Source organism: Pseudoxanthomonas sp. 97-1-1 (assembly GCF_057773125.1).
In genome coordinates, this window is the sequence record NZ_JBYMTJ010000001.1 from 85,161 (window position 1) to 107,668 (window position 22,508).

17 protein-coding genes are annotated in these 22,508 nt (G+C 68.1%); 5 read left to right on the forward strand and 12 right to left on the reverse strand.

Translation table 11 applies throughout. The annotated features are described in order from the left end of the window. Positions 1 to 138: 138 nt before the first annotated feature. Genes AC3DET_RS00365 through AC3DET_RS00380 form a run of 4 tightly spaced genes read left to right on the forward strand, consistent with a single transcriptional unit; the run spans position 139 to position 4,139 of the window. Positions 139 to 807: a DUF3348 domain-containing protein gene (locus tag AC3DET_RS00365; protein WP_488390363.1), complete on the forward strand. Its 669-nt coding sequence runs from the start codon at positions 139 to 141 to the stop codon at positions 805 to 807. After that, complete coding sequence (locus tag AC3DET_RS00370; RefSeq protein WP_488390364.1) at positions 804 to 2,882, forward strand: DUF802 domain-containing protein; 2,079 nt, start codon at positions 804 to 806, stop codon at positions 2,880 to 2,882. The genes AC3DET_RS00365 and AC3DET_RS00370 overlap by 4 nt, the downstream gene beginning before the upstream one ends. Next, positions 2,879 to 3,526 (forward strand): OmpA family protein, encoded by a 648-nt coding sequence (locus tag AC3DET_RS00375; protein ID WP_337729834.1) that lies wholly within the window; start codon positions 2,879 to 2,881, stop codon positions 3,524 to 3,526. The genes AC3DET_RS00370 and AC3DET_RS00375 overlap by 4 nt, the downstream gene beginning before the upstream one ends. Beyond that, positions 3,516 to 4,139, forward strand: coding sequence for a DUF2894 domain-containing protein (locus tag AC3DET_RS00380; protein ID WP_446537139.1), 624 nt, complete (start codon positions 3,516 to 3,518; stop codon positions 4,137 to 4,139). Before AC3DET_RS00375 ends, AC3DET_RS00380 begins: the two co-directional genes overlap by 11 nt. Positions 4,140 to 4,676: 537 nt before the next feature. Here AC3DET_RS00380 and AC3DET_RS00385 read toward each other — a convergent pair. After that, positions 4,677 to 5,966 carry an exo-beta-N-acetylmuramidase NamZ family protein gene (locus AC3DET_RS00385; protein ID WP_488390365.1) on the reverse strand — a complete coding sequence of 430 codons (1,290 nt, stop codon included), beginning with the start codon at positions 5,964 to 5,966 and terminating at the stop codon, positions 4,677 to 4,679. Between the two features lie 159 nt (positions 5,967 to 6,125). Between AC3DET_RS00385 and AC3DET_RS00390 the strand changes: the two genes are divergently transcribed. Then, positions 6,126 to 8,195: a hypothetical protein gene (locus AC3DET_RS00390; protein WP_488390366.1), complete on the forward strand. Its 2,070-nt coding sequence runs from the start codon at positions 6,126 to 6,128 to the stop codon at positions 8,193 to 8,195. A 37-nt stretch (positions 8,196 to 8,232) separates the two neighbouring features. Here AC3DET_RS00390 and AC3DET_RS00395 read toward each other — a convergent pair whose 3' ends face one another. The 11 genes from AC3DET_RS00395 to AC3DET_RS00445 form a co-directional block, all read right to left on the reverse strand. Then, entirely contained in the window at positions 8,233 to 10,596 is a 2,364-nt protein-coding gene (locus AC3DET_RS00395; RefSeq protein WP_488390367.1) for a Tex family protein, read from the reverse strand. 151 nt (positions 10,597 to 10,747) lie between these two features. Further along, entirely contained in the window at positions 10,748 to 11,422 is a 675-nt protein-coding gene (locus AC3DET_RS00400; RefSeq protein ID WP_192201110.1) for a YiaD family glycine zipper/OmpA-like lipoprotein, read from the reverse strand. Positions 11,423 to 11,530: 108 nt separating this feature from the next. Beyond that, positions 11,531 to 12,991: a WS/DGAT/MGAT family O-acyltransferase gene (locus tag AC3DET_RS00405; RefSeq protein WP_192201109.1), complete on the reverse strand. Its 1,461-nt coding sequence runs from the start codon at positions 12,989 to 12,991 to the stop codon at positions 11,531 to 11,533. A gap of 59 nt (positions 12,992 to 13,050) precedes the next feature. Beyond that, positions 13,051 to 14,469 carry a cryptochrome/photolyase family protein gene (locus AC3DET_RS00410; protein WP_488390368.1) on the reverse strand — a complete coding sequence of 473 codons (1,419 nt, stop codon included), beginning with the start codon at positions 14,467 to 14,469 and terminating at the stop codon, positions 13,051 to 13,053. A 31-nt stretch (positions 14,470 to 14,500) separates the two neighbouring features. Next, positions 14,501 to 15,697, reverse strand: coding sequence for an alanine racemase (gene alr, locus AC3DET_RS00415; RefSeq protein ID WP_488390369.1), 1,197 nt, complete (start codon positions 15,695 to 15,697; stop codon positions 14,501 to 14,503). 39 nt (positions 15,698 to 15,736) lie between these two features. Further along, on the reverse strand, positions 15,737 to 18,853 hold the full coding sequence (locus AC3DET_RS00420; RefSeq protein ID WP_488390370.1) for a sensor histidine kinase: 3,117 nt from the start codon (positions 18,851 to 18,853) through the stop codon (positions 15,737 to 15,739). 144 nt (positions 18,854 to 18,997) lie between these two features. Beyond that, on the reverse strand, positions 18,998 to 20,398 hold the full coding sequence (locus AC3DET_RS00425; RefSeq protein ID WP_298122208.1) for a replicative DNA helicase: 1,401 nt from the start codon (positions 20,396 to 20,398) through the stop codon (positions 18,998 to 19,000). A 224-nt stretch (positions 20,399 to 20,622) separates the two neighbouring features. Beyond that, the gene (gene rplI, locus AC3DET_RS00430) at positions 20,623 to 21,072 is read right to left on the reverse strand and encodes a 50S ribosomal protein L9 (RefSeq protein WP_337729841.1); all 450 of its coding nucleotides are present in this window, start codon (positions 21,070 to 21,072) and stop codon (positions 20,623 to 20,625) included. 97 nt (positions 21,073 to 21,169) lie between these two features. Beyond that, positions 21,170 to 21,400 carry a 30S ribosomal protein S18 gene (gene rpsR / locus AC3DET_RS00435; RefSeq protein WP_055942998.1) on the reverse strand — a complete coding sequence of 77 codons (231 nt, stop codon included), beginning with the start codon at positions 21,398 to 21,400 and terminating at the stop codon, positions 21,170 to 21,172. 26 nt (positions 21,401 to 21,426) lie between these two features. Beyond that, positions 21,427 to 21,855, reverse strand: coding sequence for a 30S ribosomal protein S6 (gene rpsF, locus AC3DET_RS00440; RefSeq protein ID WP_142125379.1), 429 nt, complete (start codon positions 21,853 to 21,855; stop codon positions 21,427 to 21,429). A 220-nt stretch (positions 21,856 to 22,075) separates the two neighbouring features. Beyond that, entirely contained in the window at positions 22,076 to 22,414 is a 339-nt protein-coding gene (locus AC3DET_RS00445) for a HesB/IscA family protein (RefSeq protein ID WP_488390371.1), read from the reverse strand. Positions 22,415 to 22,508 lie beyond the last annotated feature (94 nt).

The following is a 22,508-nucleotide window of genomic DNA, read 5'->3' on the forward strand; positions in this document are numbered from 1 at the left end:
GAAAAGCCGGAACCGCGAGGTTCCGGCTTTTTCTTTGCCTGCCCGCATCCGTCAGCTCAGATTACCGATGAACGGACCATTTGCCGGTCAGTCGACTTGGTGCTTCCTGTAAAATCGCCGTCTTTTTTGAGCGTCAGCGTGGCAGCAGTGCAACAACGGGCGCCGGTGTCGGCCCCGGCCTTCGTCCGACTCCTGGCCCGATTGGGCGATATCGGCGCGCCTTCCGCAGGTCCCGCCCTTTCAGAGCAGCTGGGCCAGTGGATCGACTGGAACCGCGCCATCGCGCTGTCGCGCGCACTCGACGCGGCGCCACCGCCCGGCTCCTTCCCGATCCAGGCCGAGGGCGAAGCCGCCGCCTGCGCCCGCGTACGCACCACCTTGCAGACCGCCATCACGCGCACCGACAAGCCCACACACCCGACCGGCGAGGATTTCGCGCCGTTCCGTCGCCACTGCGTGGACCTCCAGCGATCCATGCTGGCGTCGACCGGCCAGTTGCGCGGGCGGTTGCGCGATGCACTGGCCACGGGCTCATCCGACCAGGCGAGGCTGGCCGAAGTCGATGCCGTCATGGAAATGACGCTGAGCCCGCGCGAACACGCCCTGCTGGCCACGACCCCTACCCTGCTCGGCCAGCACTTCGAACGACTGAAGCGGGCCAACGCCGAGGCGCCCGACGACGCCTGGCTCCCTTCTTTCCGCCGTGACCTGCAGGACGTCCTGCTCGCCGAGCTGGATGTCCGCTTCCACCCCATCGAAGCGCTGCTCGCCGCCCTTCGCACTTCGCACGCCTCCGGAACACCATGATCAGAACCCCTCTCCTCGCTGCCCTGTTCCTGCTGGGCCTCGCCATCGTCACCTGGATCGGGGTCGGCTATGTCGGTACGCATGCGCTGGGCGTCGTGGTCACGCTGGTCATCGGCGCCTGCTACGTGGCCGGTGCGATCGAACTGCACCGCTACCGCCAGTCCACCACCATGCTGGTGCAGGCCGTCGCGGATACCTCCGCCGCCGGCAGTGGCCTGCACGCATGGCTGGCGCTGCTGCCTCCGGGCCTGCGGCCGTCGGTGCGGCAACGCATCGAAGGCGAGCGCGTCGCTCTGCCCGCGCCGGCGCTGACGCCTTACCTGGTCGGCCTGCTGGTGCTGCTGGGCATGCTGGGCACCCTCCTCGGCATGATGGCCACGCTGCGCGGCACCGGCCTGGCGCTGGAAAGCGCCACGGATCTCGACGCCATCCGCGGTTCGCTGGCCGCGCCGGTCAAGGGGCTCGCCTTCGCCTTCGGCACCTCGATCGCAGGCGTGGCCACCTCGGCGGTGCTCGGCCTGCTGGCGGCGCTCTGCCGTCGTGAACGGCTGCAGGCCGTGCAACAGCTCGACGGCGAAATCGCGACCTCGCTGCGCGTGCACTCCCAATCGTTCCAGCGCGAGGAATCCTTCCGCCTGCTGCAGCAGCAGGCCGCGCTGATGCCCGACCTCGTGGACCGGTTGCAGACGATGGTCGCGTCGATCGAACACCAGAACAACGCCGCAGGCGAACGCCTCGTCGTCAACCAGCAGGCATTCCACGAACGCACCGAGGCGGCGCAGGTACAGCTCGCCGCTTCGCTCGAGCAAGCCCTGAAGTCGGGTGTCGACGCCAGCGCCCGGGCCGTCGTCGCCGCGTTGCAGCCGGCGACCGAAGCGACGCTTTCAGGGCTTGCACGCGAGAGCGCGGCGATGCAGGACGCCGTCACGCAAGCGGTGCAGCGCCAGCTCGACGGCCTGACCGCCGGTTTCAGCGCCGCCTCGACTGCCGCGGCCGCCAGCTGGGCCACGGCGATCGAGCAGCAGCGCCAGACCAATGACAGCCTCACCGGCCAGATGCACGCCTTCTCCGAACAGCTGGCCAGCCGCTTCGAGCAACAGAGCGCGGCCCTTGTCGATGGCCTGTCCACGCGGCTGGAGCACAACGCCACCGAACTGTCGGACAGCTGGAACCAGGCGCTTGCGCGACAGGACGCAACCAGCGCCGCCATCGCCGCGCGCAACGAACAGGCGCTGGCGGTGGCTGCAGACGGCATCGAACGCCAGGCCACCGCGTTGCTGCAGGCGATGGAGCACTCGCATGCCGGTCTGCAGCAGACGCTGGCGGCACAGGACGAACAGCGGCTGTCGGCGTGGGCCGAGCGCTTGGCCGCGATGAGCGCCACCCTGCGCGAGGAATGGGAACGTGCAGGCGCGCAGTCCGCCCGCCTGCAACAGGAGATCTGCGACGCGCTCGCGCGCAGTGCCCAGGACATCACCACCCAGGCGCAGGCGCACGCCGCGCAGACCATCACCGAGATTTCGCACCTGGTGCAGGTGGCGTCCGAAGCGCCGCGCGCCGCCGCCGAGGTGATCGCAGAACTCCGCCAGAAGCTGTCCGACAGCATGGTCCGCGATACCGCCATGCTGGAAGAGCGCAACCAGCTGATGGAGACACTGCAGACCCTGCTCGACGCGGTGAACCACGCCTCCACCGAACAGCGGGATGCCATCGATGCGCTGGTCGCCACGTCAGCCGACCTGCTGGACCGCGTCGGCACCCGCTTCACCGACCATGTGCAGGCCGAGACCGGCAAGCTCGGACACGTCGCCGCGCAGGTCGCTGCCGGTGCCACCGAGGTCGCCGGCCTGGGCGATGCGCTGGGCAGCGTGGTCGCCCGCTTCGGCCAGTCCAACGACGCCCTGCTTGCGCGCCTGGAAAGCCTCGAAGGCGCGCTGGAGCGCTCGCTCGTGCGCAGTGACGAGCAGTTGGCCTACTACGTGGCACAGGCACGTGAAGTGGTCGACCTGAGCCTGTCCGCGCAGCGCCAGATCACCGTCGACCTGCAACGCCTGTCCGGGGCCGAAGCCGCATGAGCGTGGAGACCGGAGACGACGCCGACCTCGGCGCGCCCGTCTGGGCCAGCTTCGGCGATCTGATGTCGGTGCTGCTGGGGGCCTTCGTGCTGGTGCTGGTCGGCGTGATCGCGGTGCAGGCGCAACTGTCGCAGCGACTGGACGAGGAAGTCCGCAGGCGCGAGCGGGAAACACAGCAGCGCGATGCGCTCGAGAAGGCCCTCGCGGTGCCGCTGGCCGAAGGGCGCGTGACGCTGGTGGATGGCCGCATCGGCATCCGCGGCAGCGTGCTGTTCGCGCTGAACTCCGACCAGTTGCAGCCCGAGGGCCGTGACCTGCTCAAGGGTCTCGCCACTCCGCTCGCGGGCTACCTGCGCACGCGCGACGAGATCCTGATGGTGAGTGGCTTCACCGACGATCGCCAGGTGCGCAACAGCAATCGCCAGTTCGCGGACAACTGGGAACTCTCGGCACAGCGTTCCCTCACGGTCACGCGCACGCTGATCGCCGAGGGCGTGCCGTCGTCGTCGGTGTTCGCTGCCGCGTTCGGCGCGGAGCAACCGGTCAGCGCGAACACCGACGAAGAAGGCCGCGCGCGCAACCGCCGTGTCGAGATCGCCCCCATCCCCCGCCCCGCCAAACGCAGCGGTGACGATGGACGGTGACGCGTTGCCGCTGACGGCGCAGCTGCAGGCGTGGCGTGCCCAGGGCGCGGACCGCGCGGACCCGGCGCGCTTCGACATCCTGCAGGCGCTCGCCGCACGGATCAGCGCGCACGAGGGAGAAGCCCGTCGCCTGCTGGAAGCGCGACTGTCCGGGTTGATCCGGGCGTACGAAAAGACCCTGGCGCAACGACCGTCCGCCGCACCCGCAGCGGAGCGCGCGGCCGTGCCGACTTCCGGACTGCGCGAGCTGGTCGCCGCGCTGCAGGCGCGCGCGGAGCACGTTCCAGCCGCTGACGCATCCCCCGCCGCGCCCGTGCAACTGACCGAAGCGCGCGATACCTGGGCCCGGATCCGCATCGACAGCCAGCTGCGCGCGTCCTTGCACAACGTGCCCGAAGACGCCGGCCCGTTGAACTCCGGCATGCTGGTGCATCGCGCCCTGCACCTGATGCGTGCGGTGTCGCCGGGCTATCTGCAGCACTTCATCGCCTACGCAGACACCCTGTCGTCACTGGAACAGCTCCAGCAGGCAGTCGCCCCGCTGACCGCGGTACCGGAAGCCCCGCGCACGACCCGACGCACCCCGCGCAAACGGAAAGCAGTGGCGACGTAGCGGCTGCAGCACGCGTGGGCGTCGTCTGGCATGTGGGTGTGGGAGCGACGTCAGTCGCGATGAAGCGTGACCGATCGCCCCTCGCGACTCACGCCGCTCCCACGCCTTTGCCGGTCGCAGGCGTCTTCGTCATTCCGAGCCCTTTGGGTGGCCCTCGATGTGAGAAGGATGCCACTGCGAGCGCGATCGTTCGGGCTGGATGTGAGAAAGATCGGGCTCCAGGCCTCCTCCGCGAGGCTGCGAGCTCCGAGGATCGCTTTCGGAATGCCATCCCATCGATCTCGGAAAGCCATCGATGGCTTTCAATGCGAGACAGATCGCATTCCGAGCCCCATGCGCAAGGCTCGGAGCTTCGCGGATCGCGATCGCAGTGCCATCTTCATCGCATTCCGAGTGTCATCGACGGCGTTCCGAATCCCATCGTTGGCTCTCAATGTGAGACAGATCGCCCTCGGCGCTCGAACGTTGGGGCCTCGGAGCCCCATCGCTCACGCTCCGAGCTCCGTCGCGGGGGCTCACGGTGAAACGGCCGCGCGCTCAGGGCACCGGATACAGCAGATGCTGCCGGCGCAGCACCTCAAACGCCGCCAGCCCCGGCTGCCAGCGCGCCTCGATAACGTCCAGGGTGTCGCCGCGCGCGATGGCGGCGCGCAGATCGTCCACGCCGGCCAGCCGGTCGAAGAACGGCGGCTGGCCGGGCAGGAAGGCGAACTCCCGGGGATGCTGATCGTGCAGGGCCTTCAGGACCGCGATGCCGGTACGCACGGGAAGGAATGCCGCGCGGTCGGTCACGTGCAGTTGCACGCCGCCGCAGGCCTGGCCGGCATGCTTGGAGAACGTGGGCGTGAACCAGGTGGGACGGAAGCGCACGCCGGGCAATCCGAGTGCGTTGAGCCGCTCGGCCAGTGCGCGCGCATCCACCCAGGGCGCGCCCAGCGTTTCGAATGGCCGCGTCGTGCCGCGCCCCTCGGACACGTTGGTGCCTTCCAGCAACCCCATGCCCGGATACACCAGCGCGGTGTCCGGCGTGGGCATGTTGGGCGACGGAGGCACCCACGGCAACGCACCGCGCAGCGGTTCATCGCCGCGCTGCCAGCCCTGCATCGCGACCACATGCAGCTCGGCGCCGATGCCGAACCCGGTATTGAACAGCGTCGCCAGCTCGCCGATGGTCATGCCATGGCGGATCGGAATGGGGAACATGCCCACGAACGACGCCAGCGCCGGATCCAGCACCGGGCCCTCGACCCGCACCCCACCGAGCGGATCGGGCCGGTCCGCCACGATCACCGGAATGCCGGCGCGCTTCGCCGCGCGCATCACGCCCGCCAGCGTGTACGGATACGTGTAGAACCGCGTGCCCACATCCTGGATGTCGAACACCAGCACGTCGACGCCGGCCAGCATCTCCGGCGTCGGTTCGCGGTGCTCGCCATACAGGCTGTACACCGGCAACCCGGTCGCGGCATCGCGCGATGAGGCGACCTTGTCGCCGGCCTGCACGTCGCCCCGCACGCCATGCTCCGGCCCGAACAGCGCCACGAGCCTGAAGTCGCTGCGTGCGGCGAAACGGTCCACACTGCTGCGCAACGCATGGTCCATGCCGGTGGCATTCGTCACCAGACCCACGCGCTTGCCGCGCAGCAGGTCCAGGCGCGAGGAGAGCAGGACATCGATGCCCAGCAGCGGTGCCGAGGTGGCGCAATCGCAGGCTGCGGGAGCCGGCGGCGATGTCGCGGCGGATGCCCCGCTCGCGCCGCATGTGAGCATCAGGCCGAGCGCCAGCATCGCGATGCGCCGGCGCGGGTGGCGCGGCGCGGCATGCATCGGTCGCGAGTTCCGGGGCATAGTGGCGCTCTCGTTTGCTATCGTTGTCATGACGATAGCAGCCCGCGTCGGGCGCCGCGCAAGGGGAACATCGCCGGTCTCGACACCGTCTTCCGTTGTCTGATGAGGGATCCGATGTCCCGTACGGCGAAATGCATCATGCGAAGCATGTCCTTCCTTGCCATGGCCGGTGTCCTGGCCCCCGCCACTGCGCAACCTGCGCCGTCCCGCCTGGGCGTGACGCCCTCGGCGCAGTCGCAGGACTTCGTGGCGCACAAGCAGCAGTTCCAGTTGCACAGCCTGCTGACCGAACAGCGCCATCCGCGCAGCTTCGACCTGAGCACGCGCATCGCGGCCGACACCACCGACGGACTGGCGGCGCTGCTGGCGGTGGACGAGGACATCGCGAAGGCCCTGCAGGGCGTGGCCGACGATCCGGCACGGCGGGCAGCACTTGAAGCGGCCTCGCACGACATCACCCGCGCGCTGCGCGACGGGCATCGCCTGTACTTCTATGGCACCGGCTCGACCGGACGCCTGGCTGAAACGATCGAAAGCGGATTGTGGCGCCCGTTCTGGCAGCGCGCCGCGGCGTCGCCGGCGATGGCCAAGATCGAGGCGCGCTTTCCCGGCCTGCGCGAGCGCGTGCGTGGCGAGATCACCGGTGGCGACCGTGCACTGATCGCCTCGCTGGAAGGCTTCGAGGACATCCCCGAGATCGGCCGCCTGCAGTTGCAGGACAACGGCATCCAGCGCGATGACCTGGTCTTCGCTGTCACCGAAGGCGGCGAAACCTCGGCCGTGATCGGCACCGCACTGGCGGCCGCCGACCAGGCCGGCGCGGACGCGCGGCGTACCTGGTTCGTCTACAACAATCCCGACGACGTGCTGCGTCCATTCGAGCGCAGCCGTCGCGTGCTGGACGATCCGCGGATCACCAAGATCCCGCTGCCCACCGGGCCACAGGCGATCACCGGTTCCACCCGCATGCAGGCCACCACCACCAGCCTGTACGTGCTGGGCGTGGTGCTGGAGGATGCGACGCGCACGCTGTTGAGCGAGGTGCTGACGGCGGAAGAACTGGCCTCGCTGGGCTTCGGCGAGTCGGGTATCGCCGATCGCCTGCGCGGCTTCGCCGGCATCCAGCAGACTGTCGCGGCGGCCGCGCCGAAACTCGCGGCGTGGACCGATCGCGAAGCCGCCGGTTACGCCGCCGGACATCGCGCCACCTACCTGGCCACGCGCGCGTTGATGCCGGTGTTCGTGGATGTCACCGAGCGCGCGCCGACCTTCCGGCTCGGCCCGCTGGACCCCGTGGACGCACCGGAACGGCGTTCATGGATCCAGGTATGGACGCCCGCAGGCAATGCACAACAGGCCTGGCAGGCACTGCTGCACCGCCCCTTCCATGGCCTGGACAAGGCGCTTTACCTGCCACCGTTCGAAACCGGCATCCAGGACCCGTACCTGCGCGAATCCGCGCTGCGCGGGCTGGCCAACGCGGGCGACGAACAGCAGGCCTTGTACGACCTGTCGTACTCCGACGCCAACATGCGCCGCAGCGGACCGCAGGCCGGCGATTCCGGCGCGCTGATCCTGCTCGGCGATGAAGCGCATGACGAGGCGAACCGGCAGTGGCTGCACGCTTTCTCTTCAGCAGGCGCGGACCTGGTGCTGGTGTCGGTCTCCGCACGTCCGCTGGCCTCCGAGGTCGTGCGCGATGCCGCCGCCCTGCCCCGTCCCGTGCCGGTGATCGCGGTGACGGTGCCGCAGCGCGATGCGTTCGAGCTTGACCAGACCATCGCGCTGAAGATGCTGCTCAATGCCCATTCCACCGGCGTCATGGCCAAGCGTGGTCGCGTGGTCGGCAATACCATGACCAGCGTGCAGCCCGGCAACCTGAAACTGATCGGCCGCGCGACCTGGCTGATCCTGTCGCACGTCAATGCGGTGCTGGAGACGCCCGCGTGGCGCGATGCGCACGGTCGCACCGCGCCGCTGGCCTATGCCGAAGCCAATGCGGTGCTGTTCGAGGCGATCGAACAGCGCCGCAACGCACCGGGTGCGAGCGGGTTGCCGGAAGTCGAGCTATCGGTGGTGGCGGTGCTGGACGCGCTGAAGGCCGGCGCGCCGATCGACTGGAACGCGGCCGCCTCCCACCTGCGCGCCGGTGGGCTGAGCCGCTACCTGGCGCCCTACGCGACGACGATGCGCGACCGCGACCGCTGATCGCGCATGCCCGGGTGGGAGCGAGGGCTGACTCCGATCAGCCCTGCCCCTTCGCGCGGGCGAAGGCCGCAGCCAGCGCATTGTCGGCTGGCGCTGCGCCGGGCTTGGCCGGGGCCGGGCCACGCCGGTTGTCGCGGGAAGGAGCACGCTCCTGTCCGCGCGACGGACGCGCATCGTTCACCCGCGTCTCGCGCGGTGCCTGCGGCTCTGGCGCATCGTCGAGGCGGCGCGTCAGCGCGATGCGCTTGCGGGCCACGTCGACCTCCAGCACCTTCACCTTGACGATGTCGCCGGCCTTCACCACTTCGCGCGGGTCTTTCACGTAGCGGTCGGCCAGCGCGGAGATGTGGATCAGGCCGTCCTGGTGCACGCCGATATCGACGAACGCGCCGAAGGCGGCGACGTTGCTGACCACGCCTTCCAGGATCATGCCCTCGCGCAGGTCCTTGATGTCTTCGACGCCGTCGGCGAAGCGCGCGGCCTTGAATTCGGGACGCGGGTCGCGGCCGGGCTTCTCAAGCTCCTTCAGGATGTCGCGGATGGTCGGCACGCCGAACTTCCCGTCGGTGTACTGCTCGGGCTTCACCGCGCGCAGGAACACGATGTCGCCGACGATCTGCTTCACCTGCCTGCCGCTGCCGGCCAGGATGCGCTCCACCACCGGATAGGCTTCCGGATGCACGGACGAGGCATCCAGCGGTTCGTCGCCATCGGCGATGCGCAGGAAGCCCGCGCACTGCTCGAATGTTTTCTCACCGAGGCGCGGCACGCCCAGCAGCGCCTTGCGCGTGCGGAAGGCACCGTGTTCGTCGCGGAAGCGCACGATGTTCTCGGCCACCGTCGACGACAGGCCGGACACGCGCGTCAGCAGCGCGGCCGAGGCAGTGTTGACGTCGACGCCGACGGCGTTGACGCAGTCCTCCACGCGCGCATCCAGCGCCCGCGCCAGGCGGAACTGGTCCACGTCGTGCTGGTACTGGCCCACGCCGATCGCCTTCGGTTCGATCTTCACCAGTTCGGCCAGCGGGTCCTGCAGTCGGCGTGCGATGGAGACCGCGCCACGGATGCTGACATCCAGGTCGGGGAATTCCTTCGATGCGAATTCCGAGGCGGAGTAGACCGACGCACCCGCCTCGCTGACGACGATCTTCTCCAGCTTCAGGTCCGCCGCCTGTTTGATCAGGTCACCGGCCAGCTTGTCGGTTTCGCGACTGGCGGTGCCGTTGCCGATGGCGATCAGCTCCACCTGGTGCTTCGCGCACAAGGCACGCAGCACATGCAGCGACGGGTCCCACTGGCGCTTGGGCTCATGCGGATAGATGGTGGCGTGGTCGACCAGCTTGCCGGTGCGATCCACCACGGCGACCTTCACGCCGGTACGCAGACCCGGATCGAGGCCGAGCACGGCCTTCGGCCCGGCGGGCGCGGCCAGCAGCAGGTCCTTGAGGTTGTCGCCGAATACCGCGATGGCCTCGGCTTCGGCCTTCTCGCGCGCCTGGTTGAACAGGTCCAGCAGCAGGTGCATGTGCAGCTTGGCGCGCCAGGTCAGGCGGCAGGCGTCCAGCAGCCACTTGTCGGCGGCGCGCCCCTGCGCCGCCACGCCGGCATGCACGGCCACGCGGCCCTCGGCCTGCTGGTGGCCGGCCTCGGCCTCCATGCCCGGGTCGAGGTCGAGCAGCAGGATCTCTTCGCGGCGCGCGCGGAACAGCGCCAGCAGGCGGTGCGAGGGAATCTTCGCCAGCGATTCGGCGTGGTCGAAGTAGTCGCGGTATTTGGCGCCTTCGTTCTCCTTGCCCTGTGCCACCTTCGCGCGGATCACGCCGACCTCGGTCATCCACGCGCGCAGTTCGCCGACCAGCGCGGCGTTCTCGCCCCAGCGCTCCATCAGGATCGCGCGCGCGCCGTCGAGTGCAGCCTTGGCGTCGGCGACACCTTTGTCTGCATCGACATACGCCGCAGCGGCGGTTTCGGGAACCTGGGTCGGATCGGCGAGCAGGCCGTCGGCCAGCGGTTCGAGTCCGGCCTCGCGGGCGATCTGCGCGCGCGTGCGGCGCTTGGGCTTGTAAGGCAGGTACAGGTCTTCCAGGCGGGCCTTGCTGTCGGCGGCTTCGATGTCGGCGCGCAGTGCGTCGGTCAGCTTGCCCTGCTCGTCGATGCTGGCCAGCACGGCGGCGCGGCGGTCTTCGAGTTCGCGCAGGTAGGTCAGGCGCACTTCGAGGTTGCGCAACTGGATGTCGTCCAGTCCGCCGGTGACTTCCTTGCGGTAGCGGGCGATGAAGGGCACCGTGGCGCCTTCGTCCAGCAGCGCGATGGCGGCCTTGGCCTGCGCGGTCTGTGCACCGATCTCGGCGGCAATGGTGGCGGCGATGTGCTGGGCGATGTGGAGATTGCGGTCTTGCATTGCGTCCGTACTGGAAAACCCGATGGACCGGGTGGGATGCCGATTGTGGCAACGGATGGCGGCGCTGGAAACGGGTTGACAGCACCCGGCGGAACAGACAAAGAAAACGGGCCGCTTGCGCGGCCCGTTTCCGACACGCTGCGACGATGGCTTACGAGCGCACGGGCAGCACGCGGACTTCGACGCGGCGATTCATCGCACGACCCGCATCCGTATCGTTGCTGGCGACCGGATACCGCTTGCCCATGCCGACGATCTCGAAGCGCTCACGCTGCAGGCCCTGGCCGATCAGGTAGTTGCCGACCGCAGCCGCACGCTGCTCGGACAGGCGCTGGTTGACCGCGTCGGAACCGATGCTGTCGGTGTGGCCGCTGACTTCCACGATGGTCTGGTTGTACTCGCGCAGCGTGGACGCCACGTTGTTGAGCGCGGGATAGAACTGCGACTTCAGATCGGCCTTGCCGAAGTCGAAGGTGACGCCATCGGGCAGGTTGAGCTTGATGACGTCGCCGTCACGGCTGACGTCGATGCCCGTGCCCGCCGTCTGTCGGCGCAGCTCGGCTTCCTGGCGATCCTGGTAGGCGCCGATGGAGCCACCTGCCAAACCGCCGACACCAGCACCCACCAGCGCGCGCTGGCGGCGTTCGGTGGCATCGCTGCCGCTCAGCAGGCCGGCCACGGCACCGATACCGGCACCGATCAGGGCGCCCGTGCGGGTGCGGTTGGGGTCGTTGGGATCGTTGGTCTGGCCGGTGTAGCTGGCGCAACCGCCCAGCAGGGTGACGGTGAGCGCTGCCAGGGCGCCGGTCTTCAGCATCGTATTCATGGATCCTCCTTGTGGCGTCGGGTGAATACCCGGAACGGTCGCAAGCCTAACCATCGCGCTGTGTAGAACGCGCGATTTCTCCCCTGTTCATTCAGGTGGCGGCGGGGATCAGGACAGCAATGCGCTCGCCGCCGGCGCATCCAGCGTCCGTTCCCAGTCGCCCATCAGCGACAGGTACAGCAGCTTGTCGAACTCCGGGCCGAAACGCCGGATCACCGCGTCCGGGTCCGGGATCAGCTTGGCGTCGGCGATCAATCCGAAGTGCACGCGGCCGTTGTAGCTGAGGATGGAGACACCAATGCCGATGGAACCTGTCTGCGGCACCCAGAACATCATTTCGCGCAGTCGCGATCCGCCCATGTACAGCGGCTGCTGCGGACCGGGTACGTTGGTGGCCACGGCCGTGGCCTTGCGGGAGAACAGCTCCAGCGCGACACCCTGGACCGCCGACGGTGCCATGCCAAGCGCAGCCAGGAGCCCGAACGCGACGATGGCCTGACGTGAGTTCTTGAGGTCGCGCATGCATGCCGCCACGCGCTCCAGCCGGCGGACCGGGTTGTCTTCGCCGACCGGCAGGTCGAGGAACACCAGGCCGAAATGGTTGCCCAGCTTGCGCGCGTGCTCCAGCGGCCGCAGGTTCACGGGCACGGTCGCGCGCAGGGTGATGCCATCGACCTGCTCGCCCCGCTCCAGCATGTAGCTGCGCAGCGCGCCGGCTGCGGCCGCCATCAGTACATCGTTGACGGTGCAGTCGCAGGCGCGCCCGACGGCTTTCACTTCCTCCAGATCCAGCGGCTCGGCCCAGGCCACCCGCTTGCTGACGCCCAGCTTGCCGCGCAGCAGTGTGGGCGGGTCGTCCGACAGCGACAGCGCATGCAGCAGTTCGCGCCCGATCTCGCCACCCTCTTTCGCCAGCACCGTGGCCAGCGAAGGATCGCGGTACATCTCCATCCCCTTGCCCAGCACCTTGCCGCCCAACTGCATGTAGCGGTCGATCGCGCCGACCCGGCGCACGACCTCCACGCCGTCCTTCTTCAGCCATGCCGAGCGCAGGTCCTTGCCGGCATCCGGCTTGCGGCTGGTATCGGTCAGCGACAGCAGCACCTGCACCAGCGCTATCCCGTCGGCATAGCTGTGGTGGATGCGTGCGACCAGCGCCGAACCCGTGCCATAGCGCTCGATCAGGTGGAACTGCCAGAGCGGCTTGGTCTTGTCCAGCGGGGTGGAGGCCATCTGGCTGGTGAAGCGCTCCAGCGCCTTCTTCTCGGACGCCGGATCGCGCCGTCCCGGCAGTGCGGACAGGCGCACATGCCAGTCGAGGTCGAAGTCGGGATCGGTCACCCACGAGGCACCGGCCGGCGTGTCCACGGCCTTCTGCAGGAAGCGCGGATAAGCGAGGAAGCGCTTCTTCACCACCTGCTTGAGCCGGTCGAGCGACATCGGCTCGTCGAACATCAGCACGCCGGTGATCATCATCGGATTGGTCGGACGACACATCCGCAACCAGGCGGTATCCACCCGCGACATCGGCTCGCGACGCGGCTTTGCCGGCGCCTTCTTCGTGGCCATGCTTGCCCTCCTCTCCCGCGCCGAGTGAAGCACGCGGCGCCGAAAGGCGTCAACGCATCTCAGCCACCACTGTCGCGGTACGCCGCCAGCGCACCGTCGCGGCCTTCGGCGAGGTCCACGATGGGTCCGCGTGGATAGTCCGGCGCCACGTGCGCCAGCAGGTCCGGTTTCTGCCAGGGCGCGAAGCGCAGCGGCACCGGCAACGGCGCCAGTTCCGGTACCCAGCGCGCGATGTACTCGCCCCTGGGATCGAACTTCTCCGCCTGGGTGACGGGATTGAAGACGCGGAAGTACGGCGCGGCGTCGGCCCCGGTGCCGGCGGTCCATTGCCAGCCCAGCGTGTTGTTGGCCAGGTCCGCATCGACCAGCGTGTCCCAGAACCAGTGCGCGCCGTGCAGCCAGTGGTAGCGCAGGTGCTTGGTCAGGTAACTGGCCACGATCATGCGCACGCGGTTGTGCATGTAACCGGTCGTCCACAGTTCGCGCAGGCCCGCATCGATGATCGGGACGCCGGTCCGGCCACGCTGCCAGGCCTCGAGCGCGGCGGGGTCCACCTTCGCCCAGTCGAAATGCGCGAAACGCGGGTTGAGGTCCTGCGTGGTCGTATGCGGGAAGTGATGCAGGAGGTGGTACGCGAACTCACGCCAGCCGAGCTCACGGATGTAGCCCTCCATGTCGGCGCCGTTGGCCGCCGAACGAACGCGCTCCAGCTCCGCCATGATCCGCCACGGCGCGATCTCGCCGAAGTGCAGGTGCGGCGACAGTCGCGATGTGCCGGTTCGGTCGGGGCGATCGCGATCGGTGCGGTAGCCGTTGAGTGCACCCTCGATGAAGACCTCAAGCGCTTCGCGAGCCCCCGCTTCGCCCGGGGTCCATGCTTCCCAGAACCCGATATCCCACGAAGGGCGCGGACGGAGTTCCAATGCCTCCAGCGGCACGCCGGTGATGGCGTCATCCACCGCCGGCAACCGCGGTGGCGCCGTCCACGGCGCGGGCAGGCGCAACCGGGTCTGCGCGGCGCGCCAGAACGGCGTGAACACTTTGTAGGGCTGGCCTTGCTGGGTGGCGATGTCCCACGGCTCGATCAGCAGGCTGCCGTTGAAGCTCTCCGCGCGCAGCCCGTTGTCACGCAATGCCTGCTTGATCGCGGCATCGCGTGGCTGCGTGGCGGGTTCGTACTTGCGGTTCCAGAAAACCGCGGTGGCACCGGATGCATCGATCAGATCCTGCAACGTGCGTCGGCTGGGTCCATGCCGGATCAGCAGGCGCGAACCGCGCTGCCGCAGGGAGGCATCGAGTGATGCCAGCGATCTGCCCAGCCAGGCCTGCGATGCGGCACCGGGCACCCATTCGCCTTCCTCTGCCGGCGCGTGCACGTACACCGGCAGTGGCGTGAAGCCCTCATCCAGCGCGGCCTGCAGCGCCGGATTGTCGTCCAGGCGCAGGTCGTGGCGGAACCAGACGAGGGCGTTGGGCATGCAGGAAACTCTGGAAGACGGGTCCGTTTGCTTACGTCGCAGGCGCCATGCCGGATGCACCGCCGATGTATTCGCGCGGGATGCGGGCATTGAGCCCGGTCAGGATCTCGTACGGGATGGTGCCCGCTGCAAGCGCCACGGCTTCGCAGGTAATGCCATCGCCGCCCTGGCGGCCGATCAGCACCACTTCGTCCTCGTTGTAGGCGCTGCCGCCGGGACCGATGTCCACCATGAACTGGTCCATGCATACGCGCCCGACGATGGGATGGCGCGCACCCCGCACCAGCACTTCGCCACGCGATGACAGCGAACGCGGGTAACCGTCGCCGTAGCCGATCGGCACGGTGACGATGCGGGTATCGGTCGGCGCGGTCCAGGTGGCGCCATAACTGACCGTGCGTCCGGCGCCGACCACCTTGAAATAGACCACTTTCGAAACCAGCGACAACGCTGGCTTCAACGCCACGGTCGGGCGCGAGGCGGGATCGGGCATCACGCCGTATAGCGCGATGCCCGGGCGCACCATGTCCAGGCAGGTTTCAGGGAAATGCAGCACGCCGCCTGAGTTGGCCAGGTGGCGGATCGGCATCGGCGCACCGATGCGCTCGAAATGCCGGCAGGCGTCGAGGAAGCGCGCGAGCTGTCCCTGCGTCATCGGCGAGGCGGGATCGTCCGAACATGCCAGATGGGAATAGACGCCCTTCACGGTGCACCAGCGTGAGGCGACTGCGGCCTCGATGAAGGGTCCGGCATTCTCGCTGTGCACGCCGATGCGCTCCATGCCGGTGTCCACCTTCAGATGGATCACCGCGCGACGTCCCAGCGATTCGGCCGCCAGTTCCACCTGGCGCAGCTTGGCAATGGAGGAGACGGTCACCTCAAGATCGCACGCCAGGAACTGGCTGACCTGCGGCGCATGGATGCCGCCCAGCACCAGGATCGGCACCGTCACGCCCGCGCGCCGCAGCGCGATGCCCTCCTCCACCAGCGCCACGCCCAGTTGCCCGATGCCCTGGGCCTGCAGGTGCAGCGCGACGGGCACCAGCCCGTGCCCATAGGCATTGGCCTTGACGATGCCCATCACCGGCACGCCCGCGTGCACCTGCAGCGCATGGACGTTGTGGCTCAACGCGTCCAGGTCCACGCGGATGCGGGTGGGACGGTCGTTCGCTTCGGGACGGAACGAGGTCGCGAAGTCCATTCCCTCGATGTGGTCGGGTCCAGGCATGGGGTGATTGTAGCGGTGCGAATGCGGATGCCCGCTGCTTCAGCGCCCGTCCTTCCCGGCACGGCGCTCAAGCAACCAGCGTTGCCACCCACGCGACCGCGCGCGGTAGGCGAGCGCCGCCGGCACACGGACGTCGATGCAGGTGCCCTCGCCCGGTCGCGATGCGACGTCCAGCGTCGCGCCCAGCCGTTCCGCGCGTTCGCGCATGCCCGCCAGCCCCCAGTGCCCGTGCCTGCCTCCGCGTGCCAGTACATCGGGTTCGATGCCGCGGCCGTCATCGATGAAGCGGACCCGCACGCCATTCGTCGCCTGTTCGATCACGACCTCGATGTGCCCCGCATGCGCGTGACGGAACGCGTTGACCAGTGCTTCGCGCCCGATCTGCACCAGTTCGTCCTGCACGATCGGATCCAGGGGCACGGCCAGTCCCTCCATCGTCACCCGGCAGGAAACATCCGCATCGCTGGCCAGGTCGGCCGCCATCCGGACAAACACGTCGGACAGTCCGCCCGCATGGTGGGTCGCGCGCAGGTCGAGCACACGGTCGCGCGCCTCCACCAGCACGTCGTCGGCGCGCTCCAGCACGGACTCCAGGGCGTCCCGCCCGGGTGCGCTCGCCCCCAGCGTTCCTGCCACCGCATGGAAGCGCAGGATCAGCCCCTGCACGCTCTGCAGCAGGGTGTCGTGCAACTCGCGGGCGATGCGCTCGCGTTCGCGGTGGCGCTCCTGCAGGCGGTCATGGATCTGCCGGGATACGCGGCGAAGACGCATCAGGTAGGCGACCCACAGCAGTCCGGCGATCAGGGCGATGCACAGCAGGGCGAACCATGGGGTCTGGTAGTAACGCGGCGCGATCGAGAACGCGATGCTGGCGCCCGTCTCGTTCCACACCCCATCGTTGTTGGCCGCCAGCACGCGGAACACGTAGTGCCCCGGCCCCGGATCGTTGTAGTACGCCACGCGACGCGTGCCGGCCTCCTGCCATTCCTGCTCGTAGCCTTCGAGCCGGTAACGGAACCGGACCCGCTCGGGGATGGCCAGGCTCAACGCGGTGTAGCCGATCTGCAGGTTGCGCGCGCCGGCAGGCAGCGACAGCGGGCCGCCCTCCAGGCGATGGTCCCGGCCGTCGACGGACAGCGCGCGGATCGCCACTGGCGGTGGCAACGGATTGCGCTGGATGGCCTTCGGATCGATCGACACCACGCCACTGGTGGTGGCGAACCAGAGCTTTCCATTCCCGGCCTGCAGCGCGGTCGGGATGGGTCGGAACTGCGCGGGGACGCCGGGAAGTCCGTCGAGGAAGTCGAAGAGATCGTACGCAGCGTGCGGCGAATCCTTGAGCACCGCCTCGATGGCGCTGGCCGGCACCCGCACGATGCCTCGCGCACCGTTGAGCCAGAGATCACCGTCCGCCGTCTCCACGATGCCGGAAATGCCACGGAACGGGCTGTCCGCGCGCGCGCGCAGGCTCTGGATGCGGTCGCCGCGCAGACGCGCAAGACCCCGCTCGCCGCCGATCCAGATGCCGGAACGCCCCTGATGCAGCGCACTGACGTTGCCGACGTCCAGACCCTTCGAGGGGCCGAATACCTGCAGCCTGCCTTCCCGCATCCGCGCGATGCGGTTGTGCGCGAAGCCCATCCACAGCTGACCTTCCCGGTCGGCCAGCAGGCTCAGCGGCGACGAGCCATCGCGCGTACCCGCCAGTTCCTGCAGATGGGTCCAGTGGCCGTCGCGCAGGCGATGGATGCCTGGCGTGTTCAACGACACCCACAGCGTACCGTCGGTCGTCCGCGCGATCGCCTGCACGCCCGAATACGCGCTGACCGGCAGGGGCGCTGCGGGCGCCAACCTGCCGTCACGCAATGTCCACAGTCCTTTGGGACCACCGAGCCAGACCACGCCTTGGTCGTCCTTGTAGGCTGCGGTCAGCGGCGGAGGCAGCGACAACGTCTCGAGCGCACCGTCCCGCAGCCGCATCAGGGGCCGGTTGCGGCTTCCCGCCAGCACGGCTGCGCCGTCATCGGCGACGATGGCGAAGTCGTGCGCGCCGTCGGGCAGACGGGCCAGCACCACGTTGGCATGGCGGAAACGGTCCAGTCCGCGACTGCTGCCTACCCAGATCGTGCCCTCGCGGTCTTCCAGCAGCGGCAACGCATAGTCCGAACTGAGGCCGTCGCGCTGGCGATAGCTCTCGAAGTGCGGTTGCCCTTCGCCCGCCAGCCGGTAGACGCCGTCGCCCAGGGTGGTGGCCCACAGCGCACCGTCGCGGTCGAACAGCAGGCCGGCCGATGGCAGCGGCAGCGCCGCGGTCGACATCGGAACTCCCGGCAGGGGCAATACGCGTACGGCGCGGTCGGCCTCGGCAATCCAGATGCCGCCGTCCGGCGCCTGCGAAAACTGGCTGATCCTGCCTACCGGTGCCTGCACGCGCTGGAAAGCCCGTGCTCCACGCGGCAGAAAAGCGGCGCTTTGCTCGGTCGCCACCCACAGCGTACCGGACGCATCGTTGAACACGGTGCGCGCCTGCCGGCCGGGGAATTTCCATTCCGGCCCCAGCGCGTGCCATCGTCCCCGTTCCAGATAGACCAGTCCGGTGAAGGTGGCGGCCCACAGCCGGCCATCGGCATCGCGTGCGAAACCGAAGACGGTTCCGCTGGGCAGACCTTGTGCTTCACCGTAGTGATTCAGTCCGCCCGCGTGGATGTGGCTGACGGCACCGTAGCGGAAGCCCACCCAGAGCCCCCCCTCGGGAGGCGCATACAGGGCCGAAACACTGGTCGCGGGCAGCGACTCGCCGGCCGGAGGCGCATAACGCTCGAACTGCACGCCATCGAAGCGGTACAGGCCGATCTGGGTGGCCAGCCAGAGATAGCCGTCCGCGGTCTGCGCCAATGCGGTGATCTGACCCGGCGCGCCATCCTTGACGCTCCAGGCCGTGTGGTGGAACTGCGACAGCTGGCGATGGATCTCGAGGGCCGACGCCGCCTGCATGCAGGCAAGCAGCACCAGACCGGCCCATGCGGCCCGCCAGCCACGCAACCGCCTGCTTGTGCCCGCGCCCGACGCACTGGCCACTGGATTCCCCTGCACGTCTATTCGCTGGCGGCTCTGTTCCGCCACTGCCATCGCCACGGCGACGGGCCATCTGGCCATTCGTGTTCCGGACCACCGCCGCACCGGACACCGCGTCCGGGCGCCCCGCAGCGCCCTTCAATGCCTGGTATCGGCTCCCCCGAGGACCGGTCCTGCCCCGTGCAGCGTACTACGCGACAAGCACCGCCGCGAACACCCATGGTGTCATTCGAACGCGCCGATGCTGTCGTGGCTCAGGTTGTCGAAGCGGGTGTATTCGCCGAAGAAGCGCAGCTTGCACGAGCCGGTCGGACCCGAACGCTGCTTGCCGATGATGATCTCGGCCAGGCCTTTGTCCGGCGAGGTTTCCTTGTTGTAGTAATCGTCGCGGTAGATGAAGACGATCATGTCGGCATCCTGCTCGATGGCGCCCGATTCGCGCAGGTCCGCCATCACCGGACGCTTGTCGGTGCGTGTTTCCAGCGATCGATTGAGCTGCGACAGCGCGAGCACCGGCACGTTGAGTTCCTTTGCCAGTCCTTTCAGCGACCGCGAGATCTCGGAAATCTCGGTAGCGCGGTTTTCGCTGTTGCCCGGCACGGACATCAGCTGCAGGTAGTCGATGACGATCAGGCCCAGGTCGTGTTCCCGCTTCAACCGGCGCGCCTTGGAACGCAGCACGTCCGGCGAGAGGCCAGGCGTGTCGTCGATGAAGACCTTGGCCTGGTCCTTGAGGATGCGGATCGCGCTGGTGACGCGGCTCCAGTCCTCATCCTCCAGCGAACCGGTGCGAAGTCGCGTGGCGTTGATGCGGCCGACCGACGAGATCAGTCGCATCGCCAGCTGTCCCGCCGACATTTCCATCGAGAACACCGCGACCGCCTTCTTCGACTTGATGGCCGCGTACTCGGCGATGTTCAGCGCGAACGTGGTCTTGCCCATCGCCGGACGCGCCGCCAGGATCACCAGGTCGGTGGGCTGCAGGCCCGCGGTCATCATGTCGAACTCGGTGTAGCCGGTCGGCAGGCCGGTGACGGTGCCGCCGCTTTCCGAACGTACGCGCAGGACTTCGAACGCATCCTTCAACGCATCGTTCATCGCCACGAAGTCGGTACGTCCGCGTGCGCCCTGCTCCGCGATCGCGAACACTTTCTGTTCGGCGACCGCCAGCATCTCGTCGCTTTCCTTGCCCTCCGGCTGGAAGGCGTCGTTGACGATCTCGGTGCCGACCTCGATGAGCTGGCGCATCACCGCCTTGTCGCGCACGATCTCGGCATAGGCCGTGATGTTCGCCGCCGACGGCGTGGTACTGGCCAGTTCCACCAGGTAGGCACCGCCGGCGACCAGTTCCATGTGCCCCTGCGACTCGAACCACTCTCCCAGCGTCACCGCATCGAACGGACGGTTCCGTTCCGCGAGTTCGCCGATGGCGCGATAGATCAGCTGATGGTCGCGACGGTAGAAATCATTCGGCGTGAGCTTGTCGTTGATGCGGTCGTACGCTTCCGGCGCCAGCATCAGGCCGCCCAGCACCGCCTGTTCCGCCTCGATGGAATTCGGCGGAACGCGCAGCTGTTCGATGCGCGAGTCGTGCGGGTCGGTGCGGAAGCCGGTACGTGCGGGCATGGACAGTACAACCAGGTCGGAATGGGGCCGGACCGGGCATCGTAGGAGCCCGGCCTGTGGGCACGCGACGGAACAACCTGTGGATAACTATCTTCAGACTGATCTTTTGTCGTCTCACCCGCTGCGACGGCGCGGGCCACCTGTCGGCGTGCGCCGACGGCAGAAACAGAACGGGCGCCTTGCGGCGCCCGTCTGTCGGCATCACGGATGATGCGCTGGCTGGATCAGGCTTCCGCCTGCACCACGACCTTGACCGTCGTCTGCACGTCGGCGTGCAGCTTCACGGCGATTTCGTACTCGCCGATGTTGCGCAGCGCGCCTTCGCCCATGATGACTTCGCTCTTCTCGAGCGGCAGGCCTGCGGCGGTGAACGCGTCGGCGATGTCGCGCGGACCGACCGAACCGAACAGCTTGCCCTCGGTCGCGGCATTGGCGGTGATCGTGACGCTGGCACCTTCCAGCTTGGCGGCGCGGGCTTCGGCGTCGTCGTGCACGGCCTTGGCCTTGGCTTCGTAGTCGGCGCGCTTGGCTTCGAACTCGGCGACGTTGGCGGCAGTGGCCGGCACGGCCTTGCCCTGCGGCACCAGGTAGTTGCGGCCGTAGCCCGGCTTCACGCTGACCTTGTCACCCAGGACACCCAGGTTGGTCACTTTCTGCAGAAGAATCAGTTCCATCGTATTGCTCCGTATTCGTTAGCAGGCCTGGCCTGCAGCGATTGGCTGTCCGAATGACAGTAGGAAGAAGAACCTCCCCGCGAGGGGAGGTCCTGGATTACACGTCGTGGTTGTCCGTATACGGGATCAGCGCCAGGAAACGGGCGCGCTTGACCGCGGTGGACAGCTGACGCTGGTAGCGGGACTTGGTACCGGTGACGCGGCTCGGCACGATCTTGCCGTTCTCGGTCAGGTACTGGCGCAGGGTGTTGAGATCCTTGTAGTCGATCTCTTTCACGCCTTCGGCGGTGAACTTGCAGAACTTGCGGCGGCGGAAGAACTTGGACATGGGTGTGGCGCTCCTAGATGGCGTGCTCAGGCGGCTTCGGCGGTGTCGGAATCGGTCGAAGCCTCGGTGCTGGCCTCGCCTTCGTCATCGTCACGGCGGCGGCGCTCGCCACGCTCGGGCTTGTCGCCCTTCTCGTCCTTGTTCTTCATGATCAGGGACTGCTCGGTATCCGGACCATCGCGCTTGATGACCAGATTGCGCAGCACCGCATCGTTGAAGCGGAAGCTCTCGACCAGTTCGTTCAGGACGGCCTGGTCGGCTTCGATGTTGAGCAGCACGTAGTGGGCCTTCACCAGGTTCTGGATCGGGTACGCCAGCTGGCGGCGACCCCAGTCTTCCAGACGGTGGATCTTGCCGTTGCCGGTCTCGATCAGCGACTTGTAGCGCTCGATCATGGCCGGCACCTGCTCGCTCTGGTCCGGGTGGACCAGGAACACGACTTCATAGTGACGCATCGTTATTTACCTTTCGGATGTGGGCCCGGCATGCGGAGCGCGCGCCGGGCGGGACAGCCCCCCGACCACTCCGCGATGGTGCCGGCGGGGTGCGGTGGGGCAAGGACCCGCGGCCAGCAGGCCATCGGGAGCCGGAAATTATGTCAGGTCAGTGACTTAGGGGCAAGCCGGGGCCACCAACACCCCAAGGGGGCAGCAACTCCGGCCCCCACCAGTACACTCAGGCCGCGTCGGCCGTGGTGGTGAAGCTCTCGCCGCAGCCGCATTCGGCGGCCGCGTTGGGGTTGTTGAACAGGAAGGTCTCGCTCAGGCCCTGCTTCGCGAAATCGATCTCGGTGCCATCCACCAGCGCCAGGCTGTCGGCATCCACGTAGATCCGCACGCCCTGGAAGTCGAACACCGTGTCGCCTTCGCGCTGGTCGCGGGCCAGGTCGGCCACGTGGCCCCAGCCGGAACAGCCGGTGCGGGTCACCCCGAAACGCAGGCCCAGTGCCCCCGGGGTCTGTTCGACGAAACGCTGCACGCGTTCCAGCGCAACCGGCGTGAGGGTGATGGCCATGCGGTGCTCCTGCGGGACAACTGGGAAGGAATTATAGCGGTGGCCGCGCAGCGTGGGCCGCGCGGCTCTTGTAAACTCCGCGTTCCATTAATGT

Bases quoted from the DNA above. Each gene is read 5' to 3' on its own strand.
- AC3DET_RS00370 (WP_488390364.1), top strand. From the start codon at position 804: ATGATCAGAACCCCTCTCCTCGCTGCCCTGTTCCTGCTGGGCCTCGCC.
- AC3DET_RS00375 (WP_337729834.1), top strand. From the start codon at position 2,879: ATGAGCGTGGAGACCGGAGACGACGCCGACCTCGGCGCGCCCGTCTGG.
- AC3DET_RS00380 (WP_446537139.1), top strand. From the start codon at position 3,516: ATGGACGGTGACGCGTTGCCGCTGACGGCGCAGCTGCAGGCGTGGCGT.
- AC3DET_RS00385 (WP_488390365.1), bottom strand. From the start codon at position 5,966: ATGCATGCCGCGCCGCGCCACCCGCGCCGGCGCATCGCGATGCTGGCG.
- AC3DET_RS00390 (WP_488390366.1), top strand. From the start codon at position 6,126: ATGCGAAGCATGTCCTTCCTTGCCATGGCCGGTGTCCTGGCCCCCGCC.
- AC3DET_RS00395 (WP_488390367.1), bottom strand. From the start codon at position 10,596: ATGCAAGACCGCAATCTCCACATCGCCCAGCACATCGCCGCCACCATT.
- AC3DET_RS00400 (WP_192201110.1), bottom strand. From the start codon at position 11,422: ATGAATACGATGCTGAAGACCGGCGCCCTGGCAGCGCTCACCGTCACC.
- AC3DET_RS00405 (WP_192201109.1), bottom strand. From the start codon at position 12,991: ATGGCCACGAAGAAGGCGCCGGCAAAGCCGCGTCGCGAGCCGATGTCG.
- AC3DET_RS00410 (WP_488390368.1), bottom strand. From the start codon at position 14,469: ATGCCCAACGCCCTCGTCTGGTTCCGCCACGACCTGCGCCTGGACGAC.
- alr (WP_488390369.1), bottom strand. From the start codon at position 15,697: ATGCCTGGACCCGACCACATCGAGGGAATGGACTTCGCGACCTCGTTC.
- AC3DET_RS00420 (WP_488390370.1), bottom strand. From the start codon at position 18,853: ATGGCCAGATGGCCCGTCGCCGTGGCGATGGCAGTGGCGGAACAGAGC.
- AC3DET_RS00425 (WP_298122208.1), bottom strand. From the start codon at position 20,398: ATGCCCGCACGTACCGGCTTCCGCACCGACCCGCACGACTCGCGCATC.
- rplI (WP_337729841.1), bottom strand. From the start codon at position 21,072: ATGGAACTGATTCTTCTGCAGAAAGTGACCAACCTGGGTGTCCTGGGT.
- rpsR (WP_055942998.1), bottom strand. From the start codon at position 21,400: ATGTCCAAGTTCTTCCGCCGCCGCAAGTTCTGCAAGTTCACCGCCGAA.
- rpsF (WP_142125379.1), bottom strand. From the start codon at position 21,855: ATGCGTCACTATGAAGTCGTGTTCCTGGTCCACCCGGACCAGAGCGAG.
- AC3DET_RS00445 (WP_488390371.1), bottom strand. From the start codon at position 22,414: ATGGCCATCACCCTCACGCCGGTTGCGCTGGAACGCGTGCAGCGTTTC.